We start from the raw sequence: 17,764 nt of genomic DNA, 5'->3' as shown, positions 1-17,764 counted from the left end.
GGATGACCTCCGAGAGACCGTCGCCGGGCTGCGCCGCGACGGTACGACGGAAGGAGCCCCATGTCGCCGTCCACCCTGCTGTCCCGTCGCGACCTGGCGTTCCTGCTCTACGACTGGCTGGACGTGACCCGGCTGACCGAGCGGCCCCGCTACGCCGAGCACACCAGGGACACCTTCGACGCGGCGCTGGACCTCTCCGCCCGGGTCGCCGCCGAGCAGTTCGCCACCCACAACAAGGCCGCCGACGCCGCCGAACCCACCTTCGACGGGCGCCGCGTGCACACCATCCCGCAGGTCAAGGCCGCCCTGGACGTCTTCGCCCGGACCGGGCTGCTGGCCGCCACCATGGACACCTCCGTCGGCGGCATGCAGCTGCCGCACGCGGTCGCCGCCGCCTGCTTCGCCTGGTTCCAGGCCGCCAACATCAGCACCGCCGCGTACCCGTTCCTCACCCTCGGCAACGCCAACCTGCTGCTCACCCACGGCAGCGCCGAGCAGATCGACACCTGGGTCCGGCCCATGGTCGATGGCCGGTTCTTCGGCACCATGTGCCTGTCCGAGCCGCAGGCCGGCAGCTCCCTCGCGGACATCACCACCCGTGCGGAGCCGCAGGACGACGGGACGTACCGGCTGGTCGGGACCAAGATGTGGATCTCCGGCGGGGACCACGAGCTGGCCGAAAACATTGTCCATCTGGTCCTCGCGCGGATCCCCGGCGGGCCGCCCGGGGTGAAGGGACTCTCGCTGTTCATCGTGCCGAAGGTGCTGCTCGACGCCGACGGGGCGCTCGGCCCGCGCAACGACGTGGTGCTGGTCGGGCTCAACCACAAGCTGGGCTACCGGGGCACCACGAACACGCTGCTCAACTTCGGCGAGGGGGTGCACCGGCCGTACGGGCGGCCCGGAGCGGTCGGCTACCTGATCGGCGAGCCGCACCAGGGGCTCGCCCAGATGTTCCACATGATGAACGAGGCGCGGATCGGCGTCGGCGCCGGCGCCACCGCCCTCGGTTACACCGGCTACCTCAAGTCCGTCCAGTACGCCCGCCAGCGCCCCCAGGGCCGGCCGGCCGCAGACAAGGACCCGACCGCGCCGCAGGTGCCGATCGTGGCGCACGCCGACGTCCGACGGATGCTGCTGGCGCAGAAGAGCTACGTGGAGGGCGCGCTCGCGCTGATCCTCTACTGCAGCCGGCTGCTCGACGAGGAGAAGACCGGCCACACCGAGGCCGACCGGATCCGGGCCCACCTGCTGCTGGAGCTGCTCACCCCGATCGCCAAGAGCTGGCCGTCGCAGTGGTGCCTGGCCGCCAACGACCTGGCCATCCAGGTGCACGGCGGCTACGGCTACACCCGCGACTATGACGCCGAGCAGCACTGGCGGGACAACCGGCTCAACGCGATCCACGAGGGTACGCACGGCATCCAGGCACTGGACCTGCTCGGCCGGAAGGTCGCCATGAGCGGCGGTGCCGGGCTGAACCTGCTTTTGGAGACCGTGCGGACCACGGTGAGCCGGGCCTGGAAGGCCGACGGGGAGGCGGCCGTGCTCGCCGCTGAGCTCGGTGCGGCGGTCGACCGGATCGCAAGGGTGACCCGCCGGTTGTGGGGGACCGGCGATCCGGAGTTGGCGCTGGCCAATGCTTCGCTCTACCTCGAGGCCGTTGGGCACGTGGTGATCGCTTGGATGTGGCTGGAGCAGTTACTCGCTGTGGAAGCGCTGGGGAGCCAGGAGGGGGCGGAGGGCGACTTTCTCGCGGGGAAGCGGCAGGCGGCGCGGTACTTCTTCCGGTACGAGCTGCCGCGGACCGAGCCGCAGTTCGACCTGCTGGACAGCCTGGACCGGACCACGTTGGACACGCGGGAGGGCTGGTTCTGACCTTCGGCGAAGGATGCTGACGGACAGCAGTTGTGACTAGCGGCCGCGATCGTGAACGCTGCTGTGGTGGAGCACATCGAGAGGTTACTGGCCGCTGTCGCAGCGTGGGCTCGGCAGCGACACGACATCCATGCCGCGCTGGTGGTCGGGTCTCACGCCCGCGTCGAGGTTTCCGCGGACCAGTGGTCCGACATCGACATCGTCCTGATGGTCGACAATCCCATGGCCTACGCGGCCGACGGCAGTTGGTTGGCAGCTTTCGGTCGACCGTTGCTGACTTTTACCGAACCCACTGCGGTCGGCGGATTCGTCGAGCGCCGGGTGCTCTTCGACACTGGGCAGGACGTCGATTTCGCGCTGTTGCCGGCAGGCCCGGCGCAGCAGATCGTTACCCGCCCTGAGGTCGCCCATGTGCTCGGCCGGGGGTTCCGGGTGCTGGTCGACAAGCTCAACCTTGGTGAGACGCTCCCGTCAAGCGGTGCGTCGATGCCGTCGGCTCAGCCGGATGCCGCTGCGTTCGGGCACCTGACACACGACTTCTGGTATCACGCGCTGTGGACCGCCAAGAAGCTACAACGCGGCGAGGTTTGGGTCGCAAAGCAGAGCTGCGACTGCTATCTCAAGGCGTTGCTGGTCAGGCTGCTCGCGTGGCATACGCAGGCATCGCATCCGCAGGTCGACGTGTGGCATGAAGGGCGCTTCCTGGAGCGGTGGGCTGACAAGCAAACGCTCCTGGATCTCCGCAGCACTTTTGCCGGCTACGACGCCATCGACGTCGCCCGCGCCCTGTGGGCGACTGCCGACATGTTTGAACGACTTGAGCGCGAGTGCGCCGAGCGTCTCGGCCTCGAGCTGACCGTTGCCCATGACGAGATCCGGGAGCACCTGCGGGCAGTACTCGCGTAGACCGTGATGCGGCCCAGGCGGTGTACCGTCCGAGTGGCGGCTTGCCAGGGCGTGGCCTGGCGCCGCAGTCCCAGTCGTCCACCTGGGAAGCAGGCGAAGCTATGGCTAGGAAGACCGACACGATCGGTGCCCGCATTCGGTACTGGAGGATGCGCCGTAGCGGGATGAGTCAAGCCGTCCTCGCTGGGCTCGCCGGCGTCAGCCAGTCGTACATCTCGCAGGTCGAGTCCGGCCGCAAGACCATCGACCGCCGCTCTACCCTGGTGGCCATTGCCGCCGCGCTGCAGGTCACGGTGGCTGACCTGCTTGGTCAGGGCACCGAACCGGGCGACCCGGCGAGGGAGCGCGCCGCCGAGTGCGTTCCGGCGATCTGGTCTGCTCTCATCGAGATCGAGGATGGCGAGCGCAGGCCGTTGACCCGGACGAGGGATGAGCTGGCTGCCGACATCGCCCGCAGCGACCAGCTTCGCAACCGCTCCAACTATCCGGCGATGGCCCGGCTGCTTCCGGACCTGCTGTTGGACGCCGCTGCGGTCGGGGGGACCGTGCTCGCGCAGGTGGCGTACCAGGCTTCGACATGCCTGCGGCACCTCGGCTACCGGCACCTGGCGCTCAACGCCGCGCGGGTCGCGGTGGCCGCCGCCGAGGACGTCGAGGAGCCGGCGTGGCTGGGGGCGTCCCGGTTCGCGTACGCGCAGAGCCTGCCGATCGAGTCCGCGCCACTGGCCGCCAGGGCCGCCGACCGGTCGCTGGCTGAGCTTCAGGACGCCGCCGCCGATGGGCGGGTCCGGCAGATGCTCGGTCAGCTGCACCTCTCGGCCGCGCTGGCCTCGACGGTGAGCGGGCGGCCTGACGTCGCCCGCGATCATCTCTCCGAGGCGGCCCGTGAGGCGGCGACCCTCGGGGATCCGCCGGACGGTGCCGGCTTCAACGGCTGCGGGTTCGGGCCGACGAACGTGGGGCTGTGGGAGATGTCCATCGCGGCGGAGCTGGGTGAGCCCGGCCGGGTGATCGAGCTGTCCGGGACGGTTCGGCCGCAGGTCCTCGCGGTGTCGAATCGCCAGATGTCGTACTGGCTCGACCTCGGTCGTGCCTTGGCTGAGTCCGGCCGCCGGGACGCTGAGGCGCTGGGGGCGTTCGTGCGGGCGGAGCAGGCCGCGCCGGTGCCGTTCGCGCTGAATCCCCTTGCCCAGGACGCCGTCGTGGCGATGGCGCAGCGGGCGAAGCGGCGGGCCGTCCCGAACGAACTTCGGTTGCTGGCCGGCCGGTTGGGCATCAACCTGGCGCCATAACCGCCGGTAATTACGCCATCACCAATCCTCTCTAGTGTCCGGTTCGGGTGAGGCAGTCGCCTCCCTTGGCCGGGTGCGACGCAGTCACGTCTTCTCACGGGCTGACCTCGCGCCGCTACCAGTGGAGGTGGGGATGGGTGGCCGGGACGACGCCGCCAGGCAGAGCAGGGGCGAGCAAATCCAGGCGGCCCAGCGGGAGGCGGCGAAGCGGCGGCTCCTTGCCCTCGCCGAGGCGGATCGGATGCCGGTCGAGGAGATCACCCGGGCGGTGCCGGAGCGGCGGTGGCGTCGCTCCACGTGTGATGACCTCTCGGCACCACGCAGACAACGCGTCGCGTACGAGGAGTACCTGCTCGCGGTGGCGCTGACCCTCGTTCGGCGCCATCGGCCGGTCTGGTCCTGGCGGAGGTGGCGGCGGGTCTGTCGCTGCGGCGTTGACCTGCCCTGCCGTGCCCGTCACCGGATTCCGATCAACCGGGGTCACTGGCCGCAGGGAGACGCCGAGTGAACGACGAGCAGGAGCAGGTGATCCTTGCCGTGCACGTGCGTGGGCTCGACGGGATGTGTGTCGGGTGCCGGGCGTGGTGGTCGCGGTTTACTCCGTACCCGTGCTGGCAGGTGGCGTGGGCGACCAGCCGGCAGGCTTGGGCCGTCACCGCGCGTTTCCTGCGGGTTCGCGCGTGACCACCCACGGGCCGGTGCTGCCGATCTGGAGCTGCGGTGGCTGCGGGGCGCCATGGCCGTGCGTGACCCGGCGGCGGGAGTTGCGGGCGGAGTTTGCGGATGCCCCGGTGTCGCTGGCGCTCTACATGGGGGCGCAGCTCGTCCGGGCCACCGCGGATCTGAGCTGGGCGCCCGCCGGCACGTTGCATCGGCGCTTCCTCGGCTGGCTGCGGTGAGCATCCCGCGGCCGGGCGACGAGAGGTTCCACTACAGCGGCGGCTCCCACCGGTGGATCCCGCCCGGCCCCGAGTACGACCAGGAGGTCTGGGACGAGCAGGTCCGCCAGCACAAGCAGGAGACATGAGCGTCCGAAGGTACGCCTGCAGCGGCTCGTGTGATGGCCGCGCTGCCGGACGGTCTACGACTGCCTCAGGTCGGGCTCGTGACGAGCAGGGCGCTGTGGTGGCTCCAAAGCCACTGTAGGTACTGCTGCACTTCCTCGGGTGTGGCGACCCATCCGTTGTCCATGTAGTTGAGGATGCGTTTGATCTCGCCGGGTACGAGGTCGTAGGCGGTCGCTCCGGTTTCCGGGACGGGTTTGTCAGGGGAGACGGCCGCGGGGAGCGGGATCATGGGGATGCGAGATCCAGCCGTGGTGAAGGCCTTGAGAATCGTGAGGTAGACGCGGGTCAGGTGGTACGGGGAGACAACGAGCGCGAGGCTGGTGATGCCGCGGGCTCGGACCTGGTTGACGATCCACGTGGCCTGCAAGCCGGTGTTGGGTGCCGGCTCGGCTTGGAGGTGGACGCCATTGGTGCGACGAAGGCCGAGGCTCCGCAGGTAGTCGAGCGTGATCTCGACGTAGGTCTCCTCATCCGGGTTCCCGTTCGCCACCAAGAGGTGGCGGAGCGTCGGGTTCGCCTCCCAGCTGCGGATCGCATGAGTGAGACGCCATTCTTCGCCCTGACCGGTGGCTACCACGAGCGCGTCCACGTGGTTGGCGGCTGACTGGGGCAGGGCCAGGATCACCGTGAGGGTTTTCAGGACCTCCAGAAGCTGGCCGGCGGTGAAGCCGGCCAGATCCTCTTCCGCCACCACCCGAGGGGCCGGCTGGTGGGGATTCACCGGACCGTCCGGGCCGCGTCGTCGTGCGGGCCGGTGCGTAGGAACAGGGACGCCAGATCGTCGGAGATCATGCCTGCGATCCTTCCAGCCCTCGTCGAAGCCATGGGCCCAAGCACTTCCCATTGCGGCGGAGGGATCGCGCTGACGTGGGCGGCCGGGCGAGACAACGGGCGTAGGAGACCGCGAGCGGCGTACGTCCCGGGTGGTAGGTCATCGCAACTCTGGCACGACGACTCGTGGCCTTGCCGGTACATGCGCTGCCGTCTGTACCCGTCATGCGAGCGAAGGGATCCCCGATGTCCGTCCGCCATCTGCTTGCCGCCGCCAACACCGCCATGCTCGGGGCAGCTGGGCTCGCCGAACCGGCGGCCGCGCATGGTGCGGTCCAACCGGCCGCCGTCAGTGCTTACACCCTGAGCCCCGGGCGGATCGGGGCCATCGTGGCCGCCGTGCTGGCGTTGACCGGCGTGGTCCTCGGTGGGCTGGCCATGGCCCGCTCTGCCGGTCGGATCGGCGGCGGCAGCGGGCGACGCGGGGCCATCGGGGCCCTGGCGTTGGGGCTTGTCGGCATGGTCATCGGTGGGCTGGTCGTGGCCACCGCCGACGGTGGTCTCGGCACCGGCAACGGGCTCGGCGGGGGTGTCGTGGCCCTGTTGGTGGGGCTGATCGGCGTGGGCCTCGGTGGGCTGACTCTGGCCCGCTCCCGCCGCATCGGCTGACCCGCAACACCGGTTCGCCGACCGCCCACACCGTCCCGCACCGTGCTGACCAGCCCGGCGGCCCGCGTGCACGCGTTCTGCTGTCGTGACGCCGGGCGGGTCAGCGGCGGTCAGGCCTGCTTGGTCTCCCAGAAGATCTTCGAGATCTCCTCGATCTTCGCGAGCAGCTGCTCGGCCACGGCCGGGTCCGGGGAACCCTTCGCGCCGCCGGCGCCGGCCAGCTTGGTCGCCTCGTTGAACAGGCTGTGCAGCTGCGGGTACTTCTCGAAGTGCGGCGCCTTGAAGTAGTCGGTCCACAGCACCCACAGGTGGTGCTTGACCAGCTCGGCCCGCTGCTCCTTGATGATCAGAGCCCGGGTACGGAACTCCGGGTCCTCGTTCGCCTGGTACTTCTCGGCGATGGCCTTGATCGACTCGGCCTCGATGCGCGCCTGCGCCGGGTCGTAGACCCCGCACGGCAGGTCGCAGTGAGCGCTCACCACGGTGCGCGGAGTGAACAAGCGTGACAGTCGCATGGGGCTCCCTTTCTCCGAGTGGTACCGCTGAACGCTAAAACCTCCACCCCACTTCAGGTCAACGCAAGATCAGCAGGACGTTCGTCACGTCACCATCGGCGGACCCGGCGGGGGCGGGGGAGATACCTTGAAGGGTGCTGTGACCGTTGGGGCCGTTCGAAAACCCTGCTCAGGAGAGTGCATGGCATCGCGTACCGATCTCGTCGAAGATCTGATGAGCCGTTTCCCGCACGTGCCGCGCGAGGCGGTCATCAAGGAGGACCTGCTGCGCGGCGGTCTGGCCTTCGACGACTCGGCCCTGACCGACAACGAGCACGGCGACGTCAAGCCGAAGTCGTACTTCATCTTCTCCTTCGACCACCGCACGCTGCCTGAGCTGGGCACTGCCGCACTGCGGCGGCCGCCGGAGGAGATCGTGCTCACCGGCGGGCCGTATGGGCTGCGCCGCACCGTGGTGTCGGTCCGCACCAACCCCGGCTCGCCGTACCGGGTCAAGAGCGACGACGAGGGACGGCTGCGCCTGTTCCTCGACGACCGGCCGATCGCCGAGGTCGGGCTCCCGCCGATGCCGGACTACTACCGGCACACCCTCGCCAACGGCAAATCGGTCATGGAGGTCGCCCCGACCATCCAGTGGGGCTACCTGATCTATCTGACCGCCTTCCGGGTCTGCCAGTACTTCGGCGCCAAGGAGGAGTGCCAGTACTGCGACATCAACCACAACTGGCGCCAGCACAAGGCGGCCGGCCGCCCGTACACCGGGGTCAAGCCGGTCGACGAGGTCCTCGAGGCCCTGGCGATCATCGACAAGCACGACACTGAGAAGGCCTCCCAGGCGTACACCCTCACCGGCGGCAGCATCACCTCCCACGTCGGGGGGCTGGCCGAAGCGGACTTCTACGGCCGGTACGCCCAGGCGATCGAGGAACGCTTTCCGGGCCGGTGGATCGGCAAGGTCGTCGCCCAGGCCCTGCCCCGCGCCGACGTGCAGCGCTTCCGCGACTACGGGATCCAGATCTACCACCCCAACTACGAGGTGTGGGACAAGCGGCTGTTCGAGCTCTACTGCCCCGGCAAGGAGCGCTACGTCGGCCGCGAGGAGTGGCATCGCCGCATCCTCGACTCCGCCGAGGTCTTCGGCCCGCGCAACGTCATCCCGAACTTCGTGGCGGGCGTCGAGATGGCTGCCCCGCACGGCTTCACGACCGTGGACGAGGCGATCGACTCCACCGCCGAAGGCTTGCAGTACTTTATGTCCCGCGGCATCACGCCGCGGTTCACCACCTGGTGCCCGGAGCCGACGACGCCGCTCGGCCGGACCAATCCGCAGGGCGCGCCGCTGGAGTACCACGTCCGGTTGCTGGAGGTGTACCGGGCGGTGATGGAGGCCAACGGCCTGTCAAGCCCGCCGGGTTACGGCCCGGCCGGCCCCGGGCGAGCGGTCTTCTCGGTCAGCTCGTTCATGGACAGTCTGCCCGGCGAACCCGAAGCCGACCCGGCCTAGCCCGCGATCGGCTGGTCGCGGGCCCAGCGCCGCCCGCCGGTCGCGCCATGGGCCGTCCCCTGCTCAGGGATGGGGCCGGACGCGGTGGTCGCGATAGGTTGCACAGTGATGGCCACGATCGACGACGTCCGTCACGAACTCGCCAGCCTCGCCGACCCGGATCGGGCCGAGGGCGTGGGCCGGTATCTGCAGATGGTTCCGGGTGGCTATGGCGAGGGTGACCGGGCCATCGGCGTCTCCGTGCCGGAACAGCGCAGGGTGGCTGGCCGCTATTGGCGGGAGCTGTCCGTGGCCGAGACGGCGGTGCTGCTGACGAGCGGCGTGCATGAGGAGCGGCTGACGTCGCTCCTCATCCTGGTGCGCAAGTTCGCCAAGGGGGGCGAGGCCGAACGGGGCGAGATCTTCAACATCGTCCTGGCCAACACCGGCCGCATCAACAACTGGGACCTGGTGGACTCGTCCGCGCCGTACATCGTCGGTCTCTGGCTGATCGACAAGGACCGGAGTGTGCTGGATCGGCTGGCCGAGTCGAGCCTGGTGTGGGATCGGCGGATCGCCATCATGGCAACTCTTGCTTTCATCAAAGCCGGGGACTTCCACTGGACCTTCCGGCTCAGCGACCGGCTCCTGCGCGACCCACACGACCTCGTCCAGAAGGCGGTGGGTTGGATGCTGCGCGAGGTGGGCAACCGGGACCGGGCGGCGGAGGAGGAGTTCCTGGCCCGCCGTTACCGGGCCATGCCACGGGTCATGCTGCGGTACGCGATCGAAAAGTTCGAACCGCCGCGACGTAGGGAGTACCTGTCCGGCCTGGTGTAGCGGATCGGCCGAGCGGATCGGCCGGGCGGGTCGTTGCGGGCGTCGGTTCAGTGGCCGGGCTGGCGCGGGCGCAGGCCGTTGAGGGCGGTGGCGACGACGCGGTTGGCGTATTCGGCGGTGAGCGGGCCGCTGCGCTGCAACCATCGGTTGAGCACCGGCCCCCAGATCATCTCCACGGCCACGTCGAGGTCGAGGTCTTCGGCGAGCTGTCCGGCCTGTTGGGCGCTGCGCAGCCGTTGTCGCTTGAGTTCCTTCAACGGCCCGTCCAGCCGTTCGGCGTAGGCGGCGGCCAGTTCGGGGTCGTGCGCGATCTCGGCGGCCAGCGCGCGCATCGGTTGGTCGTACCGGGGGTCGGTCATCTCCGCGACCGTGGCGCGCAGCACCGCTGTCAGGTCGGCCTCCAGGTCGCCGGTGTCGGGCAGCGCCGCGGGTTTGCCGTCGTTGCCCTCACTGAGCATGAGGAAGGCGTCGAAGAGGATCGTGCCCTTGGACGGCCACCAGCGGTAGATGGTCTGTTTGCCGACGCTGGCCCGCGCGGCGATGCCCTCGATGCTGAGTTTGGCGTATCCGACCTCCTGTACGAGGTCGAACGCCGCGGTGAGGATGGCCCGCCGAGAGGTCTCCTTCCGGCGGGCCGCGTTGGCGGGGGCTTTGGGCTGCGTCGTCATGCGGCCAACGTACCGGAGGTGAGACGGACCGTCTCGTCTTGATCTGAGGATTCGGATCGCTTACGGTTCAAGGCAAGGACGAGACGGACCGTCTCGTCTCGTGCGAACCGGGGAGGCCTCGTCCATGTGCACCTCATCCAGCCCTGCTCCGCGTACCTGGTTCATCAGCGGTGCCAGCCGCGGTCTGGGCCGCGCCTTCACCGTGGCCGCGCTCGAACGTGGTGACCGGGTGGTCGCCGCGGCCCGGACCATCGCCCGGGACGACTTCGATGAGCGCCACGCAGACCGACTGCTGGCCCTGGCGCTCGACGTGACCGACCGGGCGGCGGTCTTCGCCGCCGTGGCCACCGCGGTGGAGCACTTCGGGCGGCTCGACATCGTCATCAACAACGCCGGCATCATGTCCATGGGCATGGTCGAAGAGTTCACCGAGGCCGAGGCGCGGGCCCAGTTCGAGGTCAACTTCTTCGGCGCGTTGTGGGTCTGCCAGGCCGTGCTGCCGCACCTACGCGCCCAACGGGCCGGCCACATCGTGCAGATCTCCAGCATCGCCGCGCTCGGCGGCTTCCCGAGCACCGGGATGTACAGCGCGAGCAAATTCGCGCTGGAAGGCATGAGCGAGGCCTTGGCGCTGGAGGCGGCGGCCTTCGGCGTCACCGTCAGCATCGTGCAGCCCGGCGGCTATTGGACCGACCTGTACACCAGCATGACGTCCACCCAGCCTCTGGCGGCGTACGGCCCGCTCCGCGCCGAGCTGGAGCGGCAGTGGGCGGACGGCTCGATCGACAGTGAGCCCCGGCTGGCCGCCGAGGCACTGCTGAAGCTGGTCGACAGCGACGACCCGCCGCTGCGGCTCCTGCTCGGCAGCATGGTCTACGACCTGGCGTTCGACATCTCACGCCGACGAATGGACACCTGGGCGGGCTGGGAGCAGGTCAGCCGGGCCGCAGAGCAGGCCGTCCCGGCACCCGGGCCCGCGCACTGACTGGTTACGCGCCGGATCGCTGCGCCTCGGGGTGCTGGCCGGCGAACGCCCGGAGCAATGTCGCGATCGCGATGGCCAGGTCCGCTCGGTTCGCGGCTGTTCCAGGTGGTGGGGCGGTGCGGGCACCCGCACCGATCAGACGGTCGAACAGCAGGCCGTCGATGCAGGCGACGAGGTGGTCGCCGGCCTGCGCTGGATTCCGGGCGCCGGCGGCCGCCAGCATCGCCCTCGATTGCGCGCGTGAGGCGTCGCCGTATTCCAGGATGGTCCGTAGCTCGGGATGGTGCGTGGCTTCGAGCAGGCAGGCGTAGCGGGCCAGCGTGCGATGGCGCGCAGTGCTCATCCATTGGTCGAGGAGGGCGGCGATGCCGGCGGCTGTCCGGTCGATGTCGGTCAACGCGACCGTCGCCGAGTCGGCCCCGGCCGGCAGCTCGCGGGCATCCAGGTCCGCCCGGTCGAGGTCGGCCAGCCGGCGTACGACCGCTTCGATGAGCGCCTTGCGGGTGCGGAAGTAGGCGGACGTGGTGCCCTGCGGCAGCCCGGCCCGAGCATCGACGGCGCGGTGGGTGAGGCCGCGCATGCCGAGTTCGGCGAGCACGTCGATCGCGGCATCGGTCAGGACCGCGAACCGGTCGGTCGTCATGGTGTTGCCACTCCCTTCTACGGCTGTAGTATGGCCTTCTACACCTGTAGAAGGACGGTGTGCGGATGGACCGGACGGCCGTGGTGATCGGTGCAGGTATCGGCGGGCTGAGCGTGGCCGTGGGCCTGCTTCGCAAGGGCTGGCACGTGACTGTGCTCGAGCGTGTCGCCACCTTCAGGCCGGTCGGGGCCGGCCTGGTGCTCCAGGCGAACGGGCTGCGCTGTCTCGACACCCTCGGTCTCGGCGCGGCCGTCCGGGACCTGGGGCGTGCAGACATGTCCGGTGGCACCCGCCGGCCCGACGGCCGGTGGCTTGCCCGCATCGGGGCTGGCGAGATGGAGCACCTGCTCGGCATCGCAGCGGTCGGTGTCCACCGCGCCACCTTGCACGAGATCCTGCTCGGCGCCTTGCCGGAAGGCGCCGTCGTGACGGGCGCCGAGGTCAGTGCCGTCACCGCCGACGGGGACGTCACGTATCGAAGCCGGGACGGACTCGTCCGGATACGGGCCGATCTGGTGGTCGGGGCGGACGGGATTCACAGCACCGTGCGGAGACTGCTGTGGCCGGATGCCGCCGGTCCGGTGCGCGTCGGCGTGACCGCATGGCGTGGAGTGACGCCGAGCTGGGGCAAGGACCTCGTCGTCGCGATCACTTGGGACCGTGGCGCCGAGTTCGGGATGGTGCCGCTTGTCGACGGACGGGTGTACTGGTTCGCCGCGGTCAACACCGCGCCCACCCACCCGGACGTCGACGAGTTGACCCAGGTGCACGCCCGGTTCGGCAGTTGGCACGACCCGATCCCCGCCCTCATCGGCGCGACCGACACCGTCCTGCGCGACGAACTTGCCTGTCTCGACGAGCCGCTTCCCAGCTACGTCAAGGGCCGGGTCGTCCTGCTCGGCGACGCCGCTCACGCCATGACACCTAACCTCGGCCAGGGTGCCAACCAGGCGCTCGAGGACGCCGTCGTTCTCGCCGCCGTCGCCGATCGCCCGGACGGCCTGGTCGCCTACGACCGGCAACGCCGCCCACGGAGCCAGCAGGTGGCGAAGGCGTCCCGCGTGATGGGCCGCCTCGGCCAGCAACTGCACAACCCGGTCGCCGTGGCCACCCGCAACATCATCATGCGGGTGACCCCGCCGCGGTTGGCTCTCCGCTCGATGGCCCGCTACACCGACTGGCGCCCGCCGTCACTCGAGTAGGGGCGGCTCCCAGTGAGGTGGCAGCCATCGCGTGGGCACCCGCCTTCGGCTGACACCAAACCGCCGGTCCGCCTTGACTGCGCGGACTATGCCCTGGCGCGATTCCGCACGAGCGGAAGGTATACCTCGTCGACGATGTCGATGAGGACCTCGTCGGGTGCGGTGGGCACGCCTCGCGTGACGAACTCGTTCCGGAGCAGGACGATCGCCACGGTGGCGACCCGAGGGTGGAGGGATTCAGGGGAGGCTTCCCCGCGAGCGACGGCGCGTCCCAGGATCGCCAGCCACATGGCGGTCATGGCGTCGGTCGATTGCTCCGGTAGCTGCGCCGCGAGGTTCTTCGCGCTGCCGGCCGCCGTCAGCAGTTCCCGCAGGATGGCGCCGAGCGGTGAGCTCCAGTGCCGATTGGCTCGGCGCAGCAGTTCCAGGGCATCCTCGCGCAGGTTGCCGGTGTCGGGGGCTTGGATCGTCGTGGCCAACTGCTTGTAGGCGGCGACGCCGAGAGTGAGGCGGTCTGGCCAGCGGCGGTAGATCGCGTTCTTGTTGGTGCCTGCCCGCTTGGCGACCCGGTCCATGGACAGCCCCGCGTACCCGGACTCGGTGAGTTCATCGGCCGCGGCGCGCAGGATCGCCTCCTCCAGTGCCGCGCCCCGTCGTCGGGTCTGTCCAGCACGGGCCTGCGTCATCGGGTCGTCCGGCATGCTCTTCCTCGCGATCGGTACTGCTCGTTCCTTCCAAGGATCCACTTGACGTGCGACCTCCGTCAAAATACGGTACTGCCAGTACCTTATCGAAGACGCGGAAGGGACCCATACGTGCGTGCCAGAGGCATCACCTACGACACCGGATTCGTCCGCCACGGCGTGAACTCCCGCCGGCGCTTCGAGCCGGAGCTGGTCGAACGCGAACTACGCATCATCCGGCACGATCTGCACTGCACTGCCGTCCGCGTGACCGGCGGCGATCCCGAGCGGATCGAGATCGCCGCGACGTTCGCCGCCGACCTGGGCCTGGAGGTCTGGTTCTCGCCGTATCCACTGGAGATGACTGCCGACGAGATGCTGTCGCTGTTCGCCGACTGCGCCGAGCGGGCGGAGCGGCTGCGGCGGCGCGGCGCCGAGGTCGTGTTCGTCACCGGCGCCGAGCTGAGCCTGATGAACCCGGGATTCCTGCCCGGCGACACCACCGAGGAACGGATCGGGCTGCTGAGCCAGCCGCACCGCGTGCGCGAACTGATCGCCGAGGCCGGCGCCCGGGTCAACGACTTCCTCGGCAAAGCCGTAGCCCTGGTCCGCGAGCGGTTCGGTGGCAAACTCACCTACGCCTCGGTGCCAATCGACCGCGTCGACTGGACGCCCTTCGACATCGTGTCCATGGACGTCTACCGGTCGGCCGCGACCGCCGAGACGTTCGCCGCGACGTTCGCCGAGGGCATGCGCAGCCCAGTACTTCAAGGAAAGCCGGTCGCGATCACCGAGTTCGGCTCGGCCACCTACCAGGGCGCGGGCGACCGGGGCGCGCAAGGACTGGAGATCGTCGAGTACGACCCGGACACCGGGCCGGTCCGACTCAACGGGAAGTACCTCCGCGACGAGGCCGGCCAGGCGGCCTACCTACGCGAGCTGCTGGAGGTCTTCGACGCCGAGGGCGTCGACACCGCCTTCGTTTTCCTCTTCGCGCTCTACGACCACCCGCACCGCCCCGACGGCGATCCCCGCGACGACCTCGACCTGGCCAGCTACGGCATCGTCAAGGTCTTCGACGACCGCCACGGAGACACCTACCCCGACCTGCCGTGGGAACCCAAAGCCGCGTTCACCACCATCGCCGAGCATTACGGAAAGCAATGAGAGCGTCGCGCTACCGCGGGCGGTCGCGGCGATTCGCCGTCTCCTCGTCATCGGTCGTAGCCGGGCGCGCGCCGGCCACCACCGACCCGCCGGCGTCCTACGCCGCCGTAGCTGCCTCGCCGGTCTCCGGCAGCAGCAGCCCCAGGTAGCTCTCCGGACGCCAACCGGCGATCACCTTGGTGAAGAGCCCCGCGCCGAGCCGCCGGTAGAACCGCTGCGCCCCGGCGTTCTCCGGCTGGACCTCCCAGCAGATGACGAGCCCGTCGTCCGCTGCGATACGCGCCAGCGCGAGCATCAGCGCCCGGCTCCCGCCCAGTAGGCGCCTGCTCCGCCGGCCGTCACGGAATCAGGGGCACGGCGGGCCGGACGAATTGGTGGGCCGCGACGCCGATCTCGGCGTCGCGGCCCACCTTTCCTCACGGTCCCCTTCACCACGGCTCGACCATGGTCAAGCCGCAGATCACGGCCTACTTCCCGTTGTTCGGCACCGGCTGCATGACGGTCAGCGTCATGCTGTTGTTCTTGTAGGACACCCGGAACAGGTAACCGCCCACGTTCAGGGCCCGGTTCTCGGGCAGCGCGTGGAAGCCGCCATTGATCGAGCTACCGCTCATGATCGTGAACACGGTGCCCGGGGTCAGCTTGCCCCGCACGTCCAGGTCCAGCTCGCCGTCCAGCACCAGGTTCCCCGCCGCCCGCACGCTCGTGTAGTCCCGGTCGCCGGAGATCGTGACGGCGACGCGACCCTGCCTGCCGACGGTCACGTTCCCGCCGACGTTCAGGACGTTGCCCGCGGAGGTGCCGGTGAGCTGCGCGGCCTCCTCGGACGCGAGCCCGGGCCGCAGCACGCCGCTGGTGACGGTCACGCTGTCACCCACGCTGCCGCTGCCGCCGAGCGTGCCGCCCTTGACGTCGATCGAGCTTGCGTGCGAGCCGGTGATCGAAAGCTTACCGCCTTCAACCGTCGTGCCGCCCTCGTAGGTTTCGTCGCCCGTCATGATCAGCGTCCCGGGGCCTTGCTTGGTCAGAGAAGCCGTGTAGAGGTTGTTGTCGATGTTGTTCTGAATGTAGGCCGCGCGCTCGTCCATCCATTCCTTGCGCCACTTGACGGCGTCCTCATGGGTGATCTTGTCGTACAACTCGGGATGGCCGTTAGTGATAGCTTGGATGGAGGGATCACCCAAAATGCCCTGAAGCATGAAGGCCTGTTCGTCAAGCGTGCCGTCCGGGTTCAGCACGTTGGGGCTGAATTCACCGGCGTAGGCAATGCCTTGCTCCTTGTAGCCCGCCAGCCACTCCAGATCTTCCCTTTCCCTCTCCTTGATCGCGATCTGGCTGATGTCGTTCGACCAGACGTCCAGGGGCGCTTTATCCATGTTGTAGGTCATGGGGCTCAGGAACTGGCCGGGGCCGTACATGCCCTTGGCCAGATCAGGAATACCCCAGCCCCAGCGTTCGTCCGGAAGACCGTCGGGAGCGGTCCAGGCGATGGATGCCCCGGAGGGGGAGGTTTGCCCGGTGCCGAGGAATCTCACGCCGTCGGACATCTTGTTGTTCGCCGTGGTGAACATCAGCTCGCGCACCTGCTTGGCGTCCATGTTCGGATAGCGGGAGAGCAGAACCCCCATCACCGCTGTCGCAACGGGCGTTGCCGGTGACGTGCCGCTTGAGTTTGAATAGTTAGTGTCACCACCGCTGCTCGTGGTCCGAACGTTGCTTGAAGGGGTAGACACGTTCCACCATTTGGCGAGCCCCGCCTCGTTATACCCGAAATGCTTTGTGTATTCGGGATTGGTCGAAGTGGGCGGTTGCACCCCGCCGACGGCTACCCACTGCTTTTCCGCCAAGGGATTGAAGAGGGGATACGCCGGGCGAAAATACGGGTTGCTCCAGTCGTTGTTGCCGGCCGACCTAGCGTTGACGGTACCGCTGTCCTTGATGGCGTCCCAGATAGCGTCCATAAAGGAACGTCCGGGGTAGTTCGGATTGTACTGAATGCCGCCTTCCGAATAGCTTTTCTTGAAGAAGAAATACTGGTACTCCAGATCCTTCAGGTGCTCGTTGGGGATAATGGTCGCCATTGCCGTGGCGCTGGCGCTGTCTTTGCCAGGTAGTTGGTAAGCGTTGGCGCGGTTGCCGTTGACTCCAAGGTCTTTTCCTAAGCCGTCATAGCGGGCTCTGTCAAGAGTCTGGACATAAGAGCCCCAACTGCTGTTGATGACCTGGGCACCTGCGTCGACCAGGGCCTTATTGGCTGTATACCAGTACACGTAATCGTGGAAGGGGCCGTGGGACTGGCTATCGGAACCGCCGGTCTTGGCCACATACATCTTCGATCCAAAGGCGATGCCGTGCTGGTCTATACCATCGCGCATCCCGGAGGTAACCCCAAGCATGCCGGTCCCGTGCGAGTAGTCACTTGTTCTCGCCTGATCACCGGCCACAGTGAACCACTCGCCCGCAGTAAAAGGGTTCGTCGGGGTCGCGCCACGATACCCGTAGCCGGACGTGCCGTAGACACCCTCCCCTCTCACCGGATCGATCAGCTCAGTCTGAAATGCTTCGTGTGTAGGCCTGTAGCCCGAATCCATCATGCCCAGCTTGACGCCCTGCCCGCAGTACCCCAGGGCGTAGGCGGTGGACGCGTTTACCGCGGTGAGCTGCCATGGGGAATTGACCGCTGTGCCAGGAGTAGAAGGATTATGGCCGGTATAATAACCATATTCCGGCGTTTCCCAACTGGCTTTAGCGGCATCTAGTTCCCCTGGACTCGTGGCGACAAAGCCGGGGTCTTCCGGGTACGACCACTGCGCGCAGTCTTCCGGGTACGACCACTGCGCGCTGGCCGGGCGTTCGTCGGCCCCCAGCCCGGCCAGGGCGCCGGTCGCCGGCAGGCCGGCGGCCACGACCGCCAAGGCCAGTACCGAGCCGCGCCAGGCAAGCTTCTCTCTTCGCATCTGCGTGCTCCTCCTCCCCACACCACCCGTCGACCAGC

General features: G+C 68.6%; 20 protein-coding genes. 13 read left to right on the top strand and 7 right to left on the bottom strand.

The genetic code is table 11. The features are described from left to right. The first annotated feature begins 60 nt into the window (after positions 1 to 60). From A6A27_RS27985 to A6A27_RS46920, 7 genes are all read left to right on the top strand, one after another. Positions 61 to 1,878 (top strand): acyl-CoA dehydrogenase, encoded by a 1,818-nt coding sequence (locus A6A27_RS27985; protein ID WP_073837633.1) that lies wholly within the window; start codon positions 61 to 63, stop codon positions 1,876 to 1,878. 66 nt (positions 1,879 to 1,944) lie between these two features. Further along, entirely contained in the window at positions 1,945 to 2,784 is an 840-nt protein-coding gene (locus A6A27_RS27980; protein ID WP_158074086.1) for an aminoglycoside 6-adenylyltransferase, read from the top strand. A 101-nt stretch (positions 2,785 to 2,885) separates the two neighbouring features. Further along, complete coding sequence (locus A6A27_RS27975; protein WP_073837631.1) at positions 2,886 to 4,076, top strand: helix-turn-helix domain-containing protein; 1,191 nt, start codon at positions 2,886 to 2,888, stop codon at positions 4,074 to 4,076. Positions 4,077 to 4,209: 133 nt separating this feature from the next. After that, on the top strand, positions 4,210 to 4,584 hold the full coding sequence (locus tag A6A27_RS45205) for a hypothetical protein (RefSeq protein ID WP_198940483.1): 375 nt from the start codon (positions 4,210 to 4,212) through the stop codon (positions 4,582 to 4,584). Further along, positions 4,581 to 4,760, top strand: coding sequence for a hypothetical protein (locus tag A6A27_RS46325; RefSeq protein WP_241825500.1), 180 nt, complete (start codon positions 4,581 to 4,583; stop codon positions 4,758 to 4,760). The genes A6A27_RS45205 and A6A27_RS46325 overlap by 4 nt, the downstream gene beginning before the upstream one ends. Continuing rightward, positions 4,757 to 4,975, top strand: coding sequence for a hypothetical protein (locus A6A27_RS27965; RefSeq protein WP_073837630.1), 219 nt, complete (start codon positions 4,757 to 4,759; stop codon positions 4,973 to 4,975). The genes A6A27_RS46325 and A6A27_RS27965 overlap by 4 nt, the downstream gene beginning before the upstream one ends. Next, positions 4,972 to 5,103, top strand: coding sequence for a hypothetical protein (locus tag A6A27_RS46920; RefSeq protein ID WP_274534594.1), 132 nt, complete (start codon positions 4,972 to 4,974; stop codon positions 5,101 to 5,103). Before A6A27_RS27965 ends, A6A27_RS46920 begins: the two co-directional genes overlap by 4 nt. A 65-nt stretch (positions 5,104 to 5,168) precedes the next feature. On the opposite strand, the gene A6A27_RS27960 is transcribed toward A6A27_RS46920, so the two are convergent. Then, entirely contained in the window at positions 5,169 to 5,834 is a 666-nt protein-coding gene (locus A6A27_RS27960) for an ElyC/SanA/YdcF family protein (RefSeq protein ID WP_241825499.1), read from the bottom strand. 326 nt (positions 5,835 to 6,160) lie between these two features. Between A6A27_RS27960 and A6A27_RS27955 the strand changes: the two genes are divergently transcribed. After that, positions 6,161 to 6,583 (top strand): DUF6223 family protein, encoded by a 423-nt coding sequence (locus tag A6A27_RS27955; protein ID WP_073837628.1) that lies wholly within the window; start codon positions 6,161 to 6,163, stop codon positions 6,581 to 6,583. A 110-nt stretch (positions 6,584 to 6,693) separates the two neighbouring features. Here A6A27_RS27955 and sodN read toward each other — a convergent pair whose 3' ends face one another. After that, positions 6,694 to 7,098, bottom strand: a complete 405-nt coding sequence (gene sodN / locus A6A27_RS27950) for a superoxide dismutase, Ni (RefSeq protein ID WP_073837627.1) — start codon at positions 7,096 to 7,098, stop codon at positions 6,694 to 6,696. A gap of 181 nt (positions 7,099 to 7,279) precedes the next feature. Here sodN and A6A27_RS27945 point away from each other — a divergent pair, with 181 nt between their 5' ends. Together A6A27_RS27945 and A6A27_RS27940 are read left to right on the top strand one after the other, a co-directional pair. Then, a complete protein-coding gene (locus tag A6A27_RS27945) occupies positions 7,280 to 8,602 on the top strand; it encodes a radical SAM protein (protein ID WP_073837626.1) in 1,323 nt (440 codons plus the stop codon). Between the two features lie 108 nt (positions 8,603 to 8,710). Continuing rightward, positions 8,711 to 9,421 (top strand): DNA alkylation repair protein, encoded by a 711-nt coding sequence (locus A6A27_RS27940; RefSeq protein ID WP_073837625.1) that lies wholly within the window; start codon positions 8,711 to 8,713, stop codon positions 9,419 to 9,421. A gap of 47 nt (positions 9,422 to 9,468) precedes the next feature. Here the strand turns inward: A6A27_RS27940 and A6A27_RS27935 are convergent, their stop codons facing one another. Beyond that, entirely contained in the window at positions 9,469 to 10,089 is a 621-nt protein-coding gene (locus A6A27_RS27935) for a TetR/AcrR family transcriptional regulator (RefSeq protein ID WP_073837624.1), read from the bottom strand. A gap of 124 nt (positions 10,090 to 10,213) precedes the next feature. On the opposite strand from A6A27_RS27935, the gene A6A27_RS27930 reads away from it, so the two are divergent. Next, a complete protein-coding gene (locus A6A27_RS27930; protein ID WP_073837623.1) occupies positions 10,214 to 11,074 on the top strand; it encodes an SDR family oxidoreductase in 861 nt (286 codons plus the stop codon). A gap of 4 nt (positions 11,075 to 11,078) precedes the next feature. On the opposite strand, the gene A6A27_RS27925 is transcribed toward A6A27_RS27930, so the two are convergent. Further along, positions 11,079 to 11,717, bottom strand: a complete 639-nt coding sequence (locus tag A6A27_RS27925; RefSeq protein ID WP_073837622.1) for a TetR/AcrR family transcriptional regulator — start codon at positions 11,715 to 11,717, stop codon at positions 11,079 to 11,081. A 65-nt stretch (positions 11,718 to 11,782) separates the two neighbouring features. On the opposite strand from A6A27_RS27925, the gene A6A27_RS27920 reads away from it, so the two are divergent. Further along, positions 11,783 to 12,919 (top strand): FAD-dependent monooxygenase, encoded by a 1,137-nt coding sequence (locus A6A27_RS27920; protein WP_073837621.1) that lies wholly within the window; start codon positions 11,783 to 11,785, stop codon positions 12,917 to 12,919. A gap of 86 nt (positions 12,920 to 13,005) precedes the next feature. Here the strand turns inward: A6A27_RS27920 and A6A27_RS27915 are convergent, their stop codons facing one another. Further along, on the bottom strand, positions 13,006 to 13,620 hold the full coding sequence (locus tag A6A27_RS27915) for a TetR/AcrR family transcriptional regulator (protein WP_073837620.1): 615 nt from the start codon (positions 13,618 to 13,620) through the stop codon (positions 13,006 to 13,008). 114 nt (positions 13,621 to 13,734) lie between these two features. On the opposite strand from A6A27_RS27915, the gene A6A27_RS27910 reads away from it, so the two are divergent. Next, entirely contained in the window at positions 13,735 to 14,769 is a 1,035-nt protein-coding gene (locus A6A27_RS27910) for a hypothetical protein (RefSeq protein WP_073837619.1), read from the top strand. Positions 14,770 to 14,866: 97 nt separating this feature from the next. Here the strand turns inward: A6A27_RS27910 and A6A27_RS27905 are convergent, their stop codons facing one another. Both A6A27_RS27905 and A6A27_RS27900 read right to left on the bottom strand, forming a co-directional pair. Continuing rightward, complete coding sequence (locus tag A6A27_RS27905; RefSeq protein WP_338013316.1) at positions 14,867 to 15,085, bottom strand: GNAT family N-acetyltransferase; 219 nt, start codon at positions 15,083 to 15,085, stop codon at positions 14,867 to 14,869. A 151-nt stretch (positions 15,086 to 15,236) separates the two neighbouring features. Beyond that, a complete protein-coding gene (locus tag A6A27_RS27900; protein ID WP_073837617.1) occupies positions 15,237 to 17,726 on the bottom strand; it encodes a S8 family serine peptidase in 2,490 nt (829 codons plus the stop codon). Positions 17,727 to 17,764: the final 38 nt, after the last annotated feature.

The organism is Micromonospora sp. CB01531 (assembly GCF_001905095.1).
Classification (GTDB): Bacteria; Actinomycetota; Actinomycetes; order Mycobacteriales; family Micromonosporaceae; genus Micromonospora.
This window is presented reverse-complemented; position numbering and strand designations above follow the sequence as displayed.